The sequence below is a fragment of the Novosphingobium organovorum genome (assembly GCF_022832435.1).
In the GTDB taxonomy this organism is placed as follows: domain Bacteria; phylum Pseudomonadota; class Alphaproteobacteria; order Sphingomonadales; family Sphingomonadaceae; genus Novosphingobium; species Novosphingobium organovorum.
The window spans coordinates 26,311-38,579 of sequence record NZ_JALHLF010000011.1 but is presented as its reverse complement, the minus strand read 5'-3'; the positions used below and the strand labels follow the sequence as shown (position 1 = coordinate 38,579).

Below are 12,269 nucleotides of genomic sequence, written 5' to 3'. Positions count from 1 at the left end.
GTGGGGGCAGGTTCGGGTGGCAGCCGCGAGGAAACGCTGACCACCATCTTCCAGCGCGTGATCGCCAATTTCGGGCCGATCACGCTCCAGCACTACATGGGCGAATCGAACGCGCGCTACTACGCGGGCAAGGACCCGCTGGGCTCGGGCGGGGACTTCATCACCGCGCCCGAAATCAGCCAGATGTTCGGCGAACTGATCGGATTGTGGCTCGCGGACATCTGGATCCGCGCGGGCCGTGACGAGGCGGTGCACTACGTCGAACTGGGGCCGGGGCGTGGCACGCTGGCCAAGGACGCGCTGCGTGCGATGAAGCGCTACGGGCTCGAACCCAGGGTCCACTTCGTCGAAAGTTCGACCACGCTCAAGGACCTGCAAATCGCGGCGGTGCCCGGCGCGCAGCTTCACGCCGATCTCTCCACCGTGCCGATGGACGGGCCGCTGCTGGTAGTTGGCAACGAATTTCTCGACGCGCTCGCAGTGCGTCAGCTGGTGCGCATGGCCGATGGCTGGCGCGAGCGGCTGGTCGATTTCCAGGACGGGCGCTTCCTGCCGGTGGCCGGGACCAAGCCGATGGACGCGGCGGTTCCGGCCGAATGGAAGGACAGCCCCGAAGGCACGCTGATCGAAACCTGCCCCGGCGCGGCGGCGGTGGTCTATGAACTGGCGGGCCGTCTGGTCGACCAGGGCGGGGCGGCGCTGCTGATCGATTACGGGCACGACCACTTCCGCACCGGCTCGACGCTTCAGGCGCTGCGCGCGCACACCCGCGTCGATCCCTTCGTCGCGCCGGGCGAGGCGGACCTGACCTGCCATGTCGATTTCGCCGCGCTTGCCAAGGTCGCGCTTTCGCACGATTGTCGGCACCTGGGCACGGTGACGCAGGGGCGTTTCCTGCGCGATCTGGGGATCGAGGCGCGCGCGCAGGCGCTCGCCAAGGTCGCCCCCCAGCACACCAAGGCGCTCCATGCGGCAAAGGAGCGCCTGATCGAGGAGGGACAGATGGGTGCGTTGTTCAAGGTAATGGGGCTGGCGTCCCCGAACTGGCCCGACGGTGCGGGCTTCTGAGGCACTGAGCGCCCGCGAGCAGGGCGTCTCGCGAACCCCCGACAAGCTGGAAAAGCTGCTCGGCTGGCTTGCGCTGGTGATGCTGGCCTTCGTGGCCGCGGCGGTGCTGCGCGGGATGGACGAGTGGGGCCGGGTGCCCGCCGTCGTCTGGCTGCATCTGGCGACGATCGTCGTGGCGCTGGTGCTGACCCCGATGCTGCTGTGGCGGGTGCGCGGCACGCGGCGCCACCGCGTGCTGGGCTATGGCTGGAGCGCGGCGATGTTCGCGACCGCGATCGACAGCTTTTTCGTGCGCCTCTCGCATCCAGGGCACCTGGGGCCGATCCATATCCTGTCGGCGCTGACGGTGGTTCTGGTGCCGGTGCTGGTGATTTCCGCAAGGCGCCACGATGTCTACCGCCACCGGCGCATGGTGCGCGGGCTGATTATCGGCGCGCTTCTGATCGCCGGGTTCTTTACCTTCCCGTTCAACCGCCTGCTCGGCCATTGGCTGCTGGGCTGATGCGCTGATCGGCGGGCAAGGCGTGATTGGCACGCCTCGCCCGCGCGATCTCACTTGCCCAGGATGCGCACGCGGTGTTCGGTCGGGACCTGGCGCACCGGCACGGCCGACATCCACGCCTCGAGCGCGTCGAGATCGAGCCCGCCCACGGTCGGTTCGGTGCCCTTGGTGAAGCCGGTGTAACCATCGCCGCCCTGTTCGAGGAACGAGTTCATCGTCACCCGGAAGCGCGCGTCCATCGCCATCGGCTGGCCGTTGTAGGTGAGCGCGGTGATGCGCTGGCCCACGGGCTGGCTCATGTCGATGGTGTAGGTGACGTTGGCCGAGGGGATGAGCAGGCTCGCCGAAGGCTTTGCGCCCACGCCGCTTTCGAGCACGGCCTTGATCTCGGCCCCGGTATAGGTGCGCGTGGAGAGCGTGTTGCCAAACGGCTGGACCGCGTAGATCTTGGCAAACGTCACCGCACCCTCGGCGCCGGGCTCCAGATTGGCGCGCACGCCGCCGGTGTTCATGAAGGCGATCTGCGCGCCGTTGGCCTTGGTCGCGGCGAGCTGCGAATCGGCGATCAGCTCGTCGAGCGAGCCGCCCTTGCGCTCGTTGTCCTCACCCGCCCAGTTGCGCAGCGCGCTGCCCGAAAGGTGCCCCACGGTGCGCTGGGCGTAGGTCCTGGCGGCATCGACGTAGCGCTGGACGTAAGCCTGGATGTCGGGGCGCGGGGCGTATTGGGTGACGAGGTCGGTGTTGGGAACGCTGCCGTGCGCGGTGGTGTAGGCCTGCGACTGGACGGGCACGTTGCGCGCGCTCGCCGAGAGGACGCGGCGGCTTGCCGGATCGATCTTGAGGTCCATGCGGGTGACGAGCCGGCCATAGGACCCCGCGCTCGTCAGCAGCAGCGGATGCGTGCCGGCGCGCGGGCGCTCGCAGATGTAGGCCTGGTGGGTGTGCCCCGAAATGACCACGTCGACGCGCGGCGAAATCTTGGCGAGGATCGGGTCGATGTCGCCCGAAAAGCCGGTGCAGGCGTTGGGGTCGGAGGTGTCCGACTGCGCGCCACCCTGGTGGATCAGCACCACGATGGCATCGGCGCCTTCCTTGAGCAGGACCGGCACCGCGCGGTTGATCGCCTCGGCCTCGTCACCGAAACGCAGGCCGTTGATGCCGCCGGGCGAGACGAGCGTGGGGGTGTCCTTGAGCGTCAGGCCGACGAAGCCGATCACCACCTTGTCCTTGCCGGTTCCGAAGCTCTTGATCCCGGTCGCCGGGAACAGAGTCTTGCCGTCTTCGGTATAGGTGCTGGCCGAAAGGTACTGGAAGTTCGCACCCTTGTACGCTTCGAGCTGGCAGGGCTGGCGCAGCGTGTTCTTCTCGCACCCGCCGTTCTGGATGCGCAGCAGCTCCTTGCGGCCCCGGTCGAATTCGTGGTTGCCGACCGAATTGAAGTCGAGCTTGAGCCGGTTCATCACCCCGATCGTCGGCTCGTCGAGGAACAGCGAGGACGCAAGCGGCGAGGCGCTGATGAGATCGCCCGCCGAAACGGTCGCCGAATAGCGAAAATCCTTGCGCAGCGCGTCGAGCGCGCTGGCCAGTTGCGCCGCGCCGCCCGCGGGCACCTGGACCGTGCCGCCCTTGCCGTCGGGCCAGCTGATCGAGGCCTTGGGCGCTTCGATGTTGCCGTGGAAATCGTTGAAGGCGAGGATGCCGACATCAACCGGGGCCGCAGTGGCAGGCGCTGCATCGGCGGTCGGGCCGGAGGCGGGCACGCTGGCGCAGGCGGCGAGCAGGGAGGCGGTCAGGAGCGGGGCCACCAGAAGCGGGGCGGCCAGAAGCTGGGTTGTCAGAGCGCGGGCGCGCGTGGGAAAGCTGGTCATGGCCGCGTTCTATCGACCCTGCTTGTGACAGGCAATTGACGAGCGTGCCTGTCGGCTGACCTTTAGCGCGCGCTTTCTTCCAGCGCGTGCATGTCCTCGTCCGACAGGCCGAAATGGTGCCCCACTTCATGGACGACGACGTGCGCGACCAGATCCTCGAGCGTGACGGGCGTCTCACACCACTCGGCGAGCAGGGGCTGGCGGTAGAGCGTGATGCGCGGGGGCAGTTCGCCCGCGCTCCACACGCTTTCCTCGTCCATCGGCCGGCCGTGGTAGAGCCCGGTCAGTTCGAACGGGTCCTCGAGGCCGAGCGCGCGGAGCGTCTCGGCCTCGGCGAATTCCTCGACGTGGACGGTCACGCCGTCCAGATGCGCGGCGAAGGGCTCGCCGATCCGCGCGAAGGCGGCCTGGGCGAGCGCTTCGAAATCCCCGGCCGAGGGGGCAAGGCCGAACCGGCGTGTCATGACCGGCGCTTACTCGCTCACGATCCGCGCGATCCCGGCGGCGGTTTCGGGGTGGTAGGTGGGCTTGGCCGCGTCGAACAGCTCACGTGCCAGCGGCGGGCCCCATTCGGCCTGCTGCATCAGCCCCTTGTAGACCGGGTAGACCAGCAGCCCACGCCCGATCCGGCCGACATAGTCGCGCATCGCCGGGAAGGCGGGTTCGTAGTGGTTGGCGATCGCCAGCTCGAACCAGGCCGACTGGACATAGGCGTTCTCGGAGGTCGAGAGGTGCAGCGTCTGGTCCAGTTCGGCAAGCCGGGCGCGCTCCATCGTGCGCGGCAGGCCGTTGAGGAAGCGCAGCCATTCCTGCGTGCTCCACCCTTGCGGCTGGACCGCGCTGGCCGGACCACCGGCGGTGAAGGCGGCGAGTTTGTCGTCGACCCTGGCCAGTGTCGCGCTCTTCACGTGGACGGCGTTGTCGGGGATGCCCGCGCCATAGGCCCAGCGATCGAGCTGGAGCGAGAGTTCGAGCGCGGGCTTGCCCTTGAGCACGTGTTCGCGCAGGTCCGCGAGGAATCCAGCCGTGGTCTGCGGCTGGAAGGCGTGGCGGTCGAAATAGGAGGTGAGGTACGCGTCGAAGGTCGCGCGGCCGAGCCGGTTTTCGAGCATACGCAGGAAGTTCGAGCCCTTGGTGTAGTCGAGTGCGCCGTCACCCGGATTGCCGTGCAGGCGCGTGCCCGCCGCGGTCATGCCGGTCTTCATCGCATCGCTCATGTCCGCGATGTCGCGGGTCATGTTGTCCCATTCGAGATCGGCCTCCACCGCGGCGCGCTCCTTGCCGTAGAGCGATTCCATGATGCGGTTCTCGAAGTAGGTGGTGAACCCCTCGTTGAGCCAGGAATCCGACCAGGTCGCGTTGGTGACGAGGTTGCCCGACCAGGAGTGCGCCAGTTCGTGCGCGACGACATCGGTGTTCGATCGGTCGCCGGTGATGATCGTGGGCGTCAGGAAGGTGAGCATCGGGTTTTCCATGCCGCCGTAAGGGAAGGCGGGCGGCAGGACGAGCATGTCATAGCGGCCCCAGCGGTAGGGGCCGTAGAGGTTGCTCGCGGCGGTAATCATCTTTTCGACATCGGCGAATTCGCTGGCCGCCTTGTCGAGCATCGCGGCTTCGGTCCACACGCCCGAACGCGGGCCGAGCGCCTTGAACTTGAGATCGCCCACCGCAAAGGCGATGAGGTAGGGCGGCACCGGCTTGTCCATGCGGAAGCGGAACGCGCGGCGCCCGTCAGGCAGCTTCTCGCCCTTGGCGCCTGACAGCTTTTCGGCGCTCATCACCGCGACGAGGTCACCGGGCACGCGCAAGGTCGCGTCCCAGGTCTGGCGGATGCCGGGGCTGTCCTGCGTCGGGATCCAGCTGCGGTTGTGGATCGCCTGGCCCTGGCTGTAGAGGTAGGGTCTGGTCTTGCCGAAAGTCATCGCCGGGGGCAGCCACTGCAACGCCGAGGCGGCGGGCGCGGTGCGGTAGGCGATGCGGATCGTGCCGGTCTTCTTCACCGCCTCGCTCAGCGTGACGGTAAGCGCCGAGCCCAGTTCGGCGTTGTCCTTGGGGGCGAGCGTGTAGGCGAGCGCAGCGCCGCTGGCGTCGGTGACCGACGTGATCGCAAGATCGTCCGCATCGAGCACGATGGCCTTGGCGTCGGGCTTGGCAAGGACCGAAAGCGTCGCGCTACCCGCCAGCGTGTGGCTGGCGAAATCGACATCGAGATCAAGCGAGACGTGCGTGACGCGCGCGGTTTCGGGATCGGCGTGGGTCCACACGTCGCGCGCTTCGGGCGTGGTGAGGATCGGGGCGACCGGAGCAGCGGGCGCAGCCGTGTCGGCGAGAGCCGGCGCGATGGCGAGCGGGGCCGTTCCCAGGAGAAGCGCGCTCATCAGCGCGGGAGCAAGAAGTTTACGCATGAACGCAACCCTATTGCTCTGCCGCGAGGAGCGCAACGGGGGGCCTGCGCTCAGGCCGGGCCATCCACCGCGAGACGCCCCACCGCCGGATCGTCGGTGAAGAAACTGTCGAGGCCAAGCGCGAGATAGCGCCGGATCTCGGCCACGCTGCCCGCCACGTTGCGCGCGCCGTCCCCGGCGGTCGAGCGCAGGTTGGCGGGCAGGAAATGGTTCTCGGGGCGGAACGTCCAGGTGCTGAGCTTGAGCCCGGCGGCGTGCGCGGCATTGGCAAGCCCGCTTGGCGTATCGAGCAGGTTGTCCGCCTTGTCGCGCGCGAGCAGCGCGATGTTCCAGGGGGAGAGCCACTGCGCGTAGCGCGCCACTTCGGCAAGGCCACGCTCTGTGTGCATCGCGTTGTAGGTCGGCCCCGTCCCGGCGCTGGCGAGGTCGGGTGGGCGTACGTCGAGCGGCATGGTGAGCTGGAGCAGTTCGACGTTGCGTTGCCCGGCCAGCCGCTCGTGCAGCCACTTGAGGTTGGAAACCTCGAAGCTCTGGATGATGAGCGGGGCGCTCTGGAGATAGCCGCTGGCCGCGATACGATCGAGCAGGCGCTGTTCGAGCGGCAGGCCGATCCCGGCGAAGTAGGTCGAGTGCTTGATTTCGGGGATAATGCCGATCGTCCGCCCATGCGCGGCGGCTTCGGCGGCGAGGAAATCGGCGATTTCCTCGAACGTCACGACCTGGAACTGGCCGTCGTAACCCTGGCTTTCGGGGCGCAGCGCGCCGAGCCGTTCGACCGCGCGCAGCCGCTTGATTTCGGCCAGCGTGAAATCCTCGGTGAACCAGCCGGTCAGGGCCTCGCCGTCGATCACCTTGGTGGTCTTGCGATCGGCGAATTCGGGACGACTGGCGACGTCGGTGGTTTCGGTGATCGCGTTTTCGTGCCGGGCGATCAGCACGCCGTCGCGGGTCGAGACCAGATCGGGCTCGATGAAGTCGGCGCCGTCGGCAATCGCCTTGGCGTAAGAGGCGAGCGTGTGTTCAGGGCGGTGCGCGCAGGCGCCGCGATGGCCGATGACCAGTGGCTTTTGCGTGTCGCGTGCGGGCGTCTTGCCGGAGGTTCTACCTTGTGCCGAGGTGGCTGCGCCCATCGCCGTCACGGCCAGCGAGGTCCCCAAAAGTGAGCGGCGCGAAAGAAGGGCATTGTCCATGATCCTCGCTCTAGGTCGCCCGCATGACAAAAGCGGGACAGTCGTTGCCGACCATCCCGCCCGTTGTCCTTGTCCTTCAAGCCTGAAGCCTGGCGTCAGATGTCGAGGTTGGCGACATTGAGCGCGTTTTCCTGGATGAAGTCGCGGCGCGGTTCGACCACGTCGCCCATCAGGCGGGTGAAGATCTCGTCGGTGACGTCGGCATCCTCGACCTTGACCTGGAGCAGGGCGCGGTTCTCGGGATCGAGCGTGGTTTCCCAGAGCTGCTCGGCGTTCATTTCGCCAAGGCCCTTGTAGCGCTGGATCGACAGGCCCTTGCGCCCGGTGGCGAGGACCTTTTCGAGCAGCTGGCTGGGGCGCGCGATGGCATCGGCATCGGCGGTCGGGCGCTGGACCTCGTCCTCGCCTTCGGCCTCCGCGTCCTCGGCCGAGATCGCGGTGGCGCGCACCAGACGCGAGACCGAGGAATAGACCTCGGCGTGTTCGGCGGCGAGCTTGGCCAGCTTGCGCGCCTCGGCGCTGGTGAGGAAGGCGGCTTCGATCTTGTGGTTGTCAGTCACCCCGCGCCAGACGCGATTGATGTCGAGCGCGCCGCCTTCGGTCGGCGTCACCGACCACTTGGCCTCGCTGTCCGAGAACTGCAGCCACTCGGCCGTGCGGGCGTAGGCCGCTGCGCGTTCGGTGGTCGACAGGTCGAGCGCGAAGGCGCCTGAGAGCGCCAGCGCCTCGATGATCGAACTGTCGTACCGGCGCGGCACGAAGGCCATCAGGTTGCGCATGCGGATCGCGTGTTCGACCAGCATTTCCAGATCCTGGCCCATGCGCGCGCCGCCCGCGGTTTCGAGCACGCGGCCGCTGAGCCCGGCTTCGACCAGATAGCGGTCGAGCGCGGCGTTGTCCTTGAGGTAAACCTCGCTGCGGCCCTTGGCGACCTTGTAGAGCGGGGGCTGCGCGATGAACAGGTGCCCGGCGCGGATGATGTCGGGCATCTGGCGGTGGAAGAAGGTCAGCAGCAGGGTGCGGATGTGCGCGCCGTCGACGTCGGCGTCGGTCATGATGACGATCTTGTGGTAGCGCAGCTTTTCCAGGTTGAAATCGTCGCGGATGCCCGTGCCCATGGCCTGGATCAGCGTGCCGACTTCCTTGGAGGAAATGATGCGGTCAAACCGGGCACGCTCGACGTTGAGGATCTTGCCCTTGAGCGGCAGGATCGCCTGGGTCTTGCGGTCGCGGCCCTGCTTGGCGGAACCGCCTGCCGAATCGCCCTCGACCAGGAACAGTTCGCACAGCGAGGGATCGCGCTCCTGGCAGTCGGCCAGCTTGCCCGGCAGGCTGGCGATGTCCATCACGCCCTTGCGGCGGGTCAGTTCGCGCGCGCGGCGCGCCGCTTCGCGCGCGGCGGCGGCGTCGATCACCTTCTGGACGATGGCCCTGGCGGTGGCGGGGTTTTCCTCCAGCCATTCGCTCATCTTCTCGCTCATCAGGCTTTCGAGCGGCTGGCGAACTTCGGAGGAGACCAGCTTGTCCTTGGTCTGGCTGGAGAACTTGGGGTCGGGCAGCTTGACCGAGACGATCGCGGTGAGCCCTTCGCGCATGTCGTCACCCGACAGCGTGACCTTCTCCTTCTTGAGCAGGCCGGCGCGTTCGGCGTAGCCGTTGAGCGTGCGGGTCAGCGCCGCGCGGAAGGCGGCGAGGTGGGTGCCGCCGTCGCGCTGGGGGATGTTGTTGGTGAAGGTCAGGACGTTTTCGTAGTACGAATCGTTCCACTGCAACGCCACCTCGATGCCGATGCCGTCCTTGTCCGCCGAAATGGCGATCGGGTCGGGCATCAGCGCCTGCTTGGTACGATCGAGGTACTGCACGAAGGCGCCGATGCCGCCTTCGTAGTAGAGGTCGTGCTGCGCCGGTTCCTCGCCGCGCAAGTCGCGTAGCTGGATGCGCACGCCCGAGTTGAGGAAGGCCAGTTCGCGGTAGCGGCGCTCCAGCTTTTCGAAATCGAACTCGGTGACGTTCTTGAAGGTATCGTGGCTGGCCTGGAAGGTGACGCGCGTGCCCTTCTTGTAGCCATCGGGATCGGCGTTGCGCTCGACCCTGGGGGCCTCGCCCTTGACGATCAGCGCGGCCACGGCATCGCCGTGCTCGAAGCGCATCCAGTGCTCCTTGCCGTCGCGCCAGATGGTCAGCTCGAGCCATTCGGATAGCGCGTTGACCACCGAGACGCCCACGCCGTGCAGGCCGCCCGAGACCTTGTAGGCGTTGTCGTCCGAGGTGTTCTCGAACTTGCCGCCGGCGTGGAGCTGGGTCATGATGACCTCGGCCGCCGAGACGCCTTCTTCCTTGTGCAGGTCGACCGGGATGCCGCGGCCGTTATCCTCGACCGAAACCGAACCATCGGCGTTGAGCTCGATCAGGACGAGATCGCAGTGCCCGGCGAGCGCTTCGTCGATCGCGTTGTCCGAGACTTCGAAGACCATGTGGTGCAGGCCCGAACCATCGTCGGTGTCGCCGATGTACATGCCCGGACGCTTGCGGACCGCATCGAGGCCCTTGAGGACCTTGATCGAATCGGCGCCGTAGGAGTTGTGGTTCTTGGTGTCTTCGGGTTCGCTAGCCATGGCAAAGTCTATAAGCACCGCAAAGGGTAAACCCAAGCAAAACCGCGCGCGCGGCGCCGCCTTTTCCACAAAGCGGGGCGTGCGCGCCAGGGGTGGGTCGCGCGGGGGTGGCGCGCGCGGGCGCATGGGGCACGCGAAAAGGGCGGTCCTGGCGGGCCGCCCAGTCGCTTTTCAAGGCTAAGTCGTCAATTCAACAGGTCCGCACCGGCCGTGCATTCGCGTGCCGGGCGGGTCTTTGCGCGGGTGCGCCTCAGGTCAGGGTCAGGGCAAAAGCCAGCGAACAAATCGCCAAAGCCGCCGCAAAGCCGATCGATTTTTCGACAAGCGTCATCGCATCCTCCTCTGTTTTTCCCAAAAAACGGCCGGTTTTCCCGGCTCGCCGCAAAGGTACGCCACTTCATCGCAGCCGACAAGCCGAGCGATTTGGCGTGTCTCTTGTCCTTTAGGCCAATACGGCGGCGGTCTGGCCGCCAAACTCCGGCAGCTTTGCGTATTGCCCGGTTTAGCTGTTCGCAGTGGGTGGACAGCGCCAAGCCTTGCGACTATCGGCCGACCATGAGCATCCAGACCACTGAATCGGTCCTGATTGTCGATTTCGGCAGCCAGGTGACCCAGTTGATCGCACGCCGCGTCCGTGAAGCCGGCGTGTACTCCGAGATCGCGCCCTTCACCAATGCGGCCGAAGCCTTCGAGCGCATGAACCCCGTGGGGATCATCCTGTCGGGCTCGCCCGCCTCGGTTCTCGACGAGGACGGGCCGCGCATCCCCGCAGCGATCCTCGAGAGCGGCCGCCCGATCCTGGGCATCTGCTACGGCCAGCAGTCGCTCATGCACCAGCTGGGCGGCGAAGTGACGCTGGGCGATTCGGGCGAATTTGGCCGTGCCTTCATCGAGATCCAGGATGACTGCGCGCTCTTCGACGGGATGTGGAAGAAGGGTGAGAAGCATCAGGTCTGGATGAGCCACGGCGACAAGGTGACGAAGCTGGCCGACGGCTTCCGTCCGGTCGCTGCCTCGCCGGGCGCGCCCTTCGCGGTGATCGCCAACGACGAGAAGCGCATCTACGCGATGCAGTTCCACCCCGAAGTCGTGCACACACCCGATGGCGGCAAGCTGCTCAAGAACTTCGTGCGCCACGTCTGCGGCCTCGCCGGGGACTGGACCATGGCCGAGTTCCGCAAGACCAAGATCGCCGAAATCCGCGAACAGGTCGGCAACGGCCGCGTGATCTGCGGGCTTTCGGGCGGCGTCGATTCGGCGGTGGCCGCGCTTCTCATCCACGAAGCGATCGGCGATCAGCTGACCTGCGTCTTCGTTGACGGTGGCATCCTGCGCATGGGCGAGGCCGAGCAGGTCGTCAGCCTGTTTCGCGGCCACTACAACATCCCGCTGGTCCACGTCGACGCCTCGACGCTGTTCCTCAAGGGGCTCGAGGGTGTCACCGACCCCGAGAAGAAGCGCAAGTTCATTGGTAAGACCTTCATCGACGTGTTCGAGGACGAGGCGAAGAAGATCGGCGGTGCCGAGTTCCTTGCCCAGGGCACGCTCTATCCCGACGTGATCGAATCGGTTTCGTTCACCGGCGGTCCCTCGGTCACCATCAAGAGCCACCACAACGTGGGCGGCCTGCCCGAGCGCATGAACATGAAGCTCGTCGAACCCTTGCGCGAACTGTTCAAGGACGAAGTGCGCGCGTTGGGGCGTGAACTGGGCCTGCCCGAGATCTTCGTCGGCCGCCACCCCTTTCCGGGGCCGGGCCTGGCCATCCGCATTCCGGGCGAAGTCACCCGCGAGCGTTGCGACATCCTGCGCAAGGCCGACGCGATCTACCTCGAGGAAATCCGCAATGCCGGGCTCTACGATGCGATCTGGCAGGCCTTCGCGGTGCTGCTGCCGGTCAAGACCGTGGGCGTGATGGGCGACGGGCGCACCTACGACAGCGTCTGCGCGCTGCGTGCGGTGACTTCGACCGACGGCATGACCGCCGACATCTATCCCTTCGACGCCGCCTTCCTCAGCCGTGTCGCCACGCGCATCATCAACGAGGTGAAGGGCATCAACCGGGTGGTCTACGACTACACCTCGAAGCCGCCCGGCACGATCGAGTGGGAGTGATCGCGCCTCGCCCCGACAGCGGCGCCCAGCGACCGTGAACATCAGGAAGGCCCGCGCAAGACGCGGGCCTTTTTGCGTTCGGGCTCAGGCAAGGCGCGGGCCCTTTTGCGTTTCGGGTTCAGGCAAGGCGCGGGCCTTTTTGCCTGCCGCGCCATTCGCAGCCCTTTGCGGGAACGCGCCGCGCTTGAGGTGCATGAACTGCATGAAAGGGGCTCGCTCCGCGGCGCTGGGTGGCCATGTCGTCCATGCATTTTTCCGGGAATGTATTATTTTCTGGCGGATTCGTGGCATTTTTGCCGGGTACGCTTGCGCAATTTTATTCTCTACTAATTGCGTAAAGTGCAAGCAAGATTGTTGCTTTGTAATTTGCGGAAATTCCGCAGAGGTCTATTTGGCCACTCCTGCCCCAGCGGTGAACCGCCGCTGGAGAGCGGTAAAACGAAAAGCACGAAACACGATCACGTGTTCGCAGGAGTATCGATTATGACCCTTCTTCACCGCACCGT

The 12,269-nt window shown here is 66.4% G+C and carries 8 protein-coding genes; 3 read left to right on the top strand and 5 right to left on the bottom strand.

The genetic code is table 11. From position 1 onward, the window contains the following. Both MTR62_RS05230 and MTR62_RS05225 read left to right on the top strand, forming a co-directional pair. The gene (locus tag MTR62_RS05230) at positions 1-1,068 is read left to right on the top strand and encodes a class I SAM-dependent methyltransferase (RefSeq protein ID WP_244017734.1); all 1,068 of its coding nucleotides are present in this window, start codon (positions 1-3) and stop codon (positions 1,066-1,068) included. Then, entirely contained in the window at positions 1,055-1,570 is a 516-nt protein-coding gene (locus MTR62_RS05225; protein WP_244017675.1) for a DUF2306 domain-containing protein, read from the top strand. Before MTR62_RS05230 ends, MTR62_RS05225 begins: the two co-directional genes overlap by 14 nt. A gap of 50 nt (positions 1,571-1,620) precedes the next feature. Here MTR62_RS05225 and MTR62_RS05220 read toward each other — a convergent pair whose 3' ends face one another. From MTR62_RS05220 to gyrB, 5 genes are all read right to left on the bottom strand, one after another. Next, positions 1,621-3,438 carry a bifunctional metallophosphatase/5'-nucleotidase gene (locus MTR62_RS05220; protein WP_244017673.1) on the bottom strand — a complete coding sequence of 606 codons (1,818 nt, stop codon included), beginning with the start codon at positions 3,436-3,438 and terminating at the stop codon, positions 1,621-1,623. Between the two features lie 62 nt (positions 3,439-3,500). After that, positions 3,501-3,902: a metallopeptidase family protein gene (locus MTR62_RS05215; protein WP_244017671.1), complete on the bottom strand. Its 402-nt coding sequence runs from the start codon at positions 3,900-3,902 to the stop codon at positions 3,501-3,503. 9 nt (positions 3,903-3,911) lie between these two features. Continuing rightward, complete coding sequence (locus MTR62_RS05210; RefSeq protein ID WP_244017669.1) at positions 3,912-5,843, bottom strand: M1 family metallopeptidase; 1,932 nt, start codon at positions 5,841-5,843, stop codon at positions 3,912-3,914. A 50-nt stretch (positions 5,844-5,893) separates the two neighbouring features. Continuing rightward, positions 5,894-7,033: a glycerophosphodiester phosphodiesterase family protein gene (locus MTR62_RS05205; RefSeq protein WP_244017667.1), complete on the bottom strand. Its 1,140-nt coding sequence runs from the start codon at positions 7,031-7,033 to the stop codon at positions 5,894-5,896. 95 nt (positions 7,034-7,128) lie between these two features. Beyond that, complete coding sequence (gene gyrB / locus MTR62_RS05200; protein ID WP_244017665.1) at positions 7,129-9,648, bottom strand: DNA topoisomerase (ATP-hydrolyzing) subunit B; 2,520 nt, start codon at positions 9,646-9,648, stop codon at positions 7,129-7,131. Between the two features lie 555 nt (positions 9,649-10,203). Here gyrB and guaA point away from each other — a divergent pair. After that, positions 10,204-11,763 (top strand): glutamine-hydrolyzing GMP synthase, encoded by a 1,560-nt coding sequence (guaA, locus tag MTR62_RS05195; protein WP_244017663.1) that lies wholly within the window; start codon positions 10,204-10,206, stop codon positions 11,761-11,763. The last annotated feature ends 506 nt before the right edge of the window (positions 11,764-12,269 follow it).